The following is a 735-nucleotide window of genomic DNA, read 5'->3' as shown; positions in this document are numbered from 1 at the left end:
ACCAGTGCAGTGCGGTTGTCGACACGATCGCCTGAACCGGCGAAGTCACCGAAGCCGGCCAATCGGCTCCTGCCAGGTCTGCGTCGACCAGCTCCAGCCGGTCACCGAAACGAGCCGACGACTGACGGGCGACTTCCAGCAACATCGGGTCGTAATCGATCCCCACAACGCTGGCGTGCTCGAACTTCTCGAGGATCCGGGCGCTCAGTGAACCCGGCCCGCAGGCCAGGTCGACGACCGTGAACGGACTGTGCGCGTACTGCAATTCGAGAACGCCGAGAATCACGTCGAAGCGCTTCTCGCGATCCGCGATGTATGCCGCCTGCTGCTCGTCCCACTGCCGCACCAGTTCACTGATTTCCGCGGACATCTAGACCACACCCAACTGGCGCAGCCCGTCGGAGAGCTGCTCGATGCCACCGACATTGCGGATCGAGGGATCCATCGTCGTGCCTTCGAGGATGATGTAACGCTTGTTCTTCACTGCGGTGAGCTTGCTGGCGACCGGGTCCGATTCGAGGAACGCGATCTTGTCTGCGGCACTGTCGCCGTCTCCGCCGCGGTCGAGATCAGCGAGCACCAGCACGGTCGGGTCTCGATCGAGCACACTCTCCCAACCGATTTCGGGCCAGTACTGCTTGTTGTCGTTGAAGGCGTTCTTCGCACCCACCGCGTCGGTCATGATTCCCGGTGCGCCGCAACATCCGGCAAAGTACGGAGTCTTCGTGGCTGCGT

At 62.4% G+C, this 735-nt stretch carries 2 protein-coding genes; both read right to left on the bottom strand.

Translation table 11 applies throughout. The annotated features are described in order from the left end of the window. Positions 1-370 (bottom strand): class I SAM-dependent methyltransferase (locus EAH77_RS25000; protein WP_140476148.1); only part of this gene is annotated, 370 nt, incomplete at its 3' end. After that, on the bottom strand, positions 371-735 hold a 365-nt coding region (locus tag EAH77_RS24995), incomplete at its 5' end, for an ABC transporter substrate-binding protein (RefSeq protein ID WP_140476146.1). It abuts the gene before it with no gap.

It is taken from the genome of Ewingella americana, from assembly GCF_006438725.1.
GTDB classification, from domain to species: Bacteria; Pseudomonadota; Gammaproteobacteria; order Enterobacterales; family Enterobacteriaceae; genus Ewingella; species Ewingella americana_A.
The sequence above is the reverse complement of the archived record's forward strand: the minus strand, read 5'-3'. Positions and strand labels throughout refer to the sequence as shown.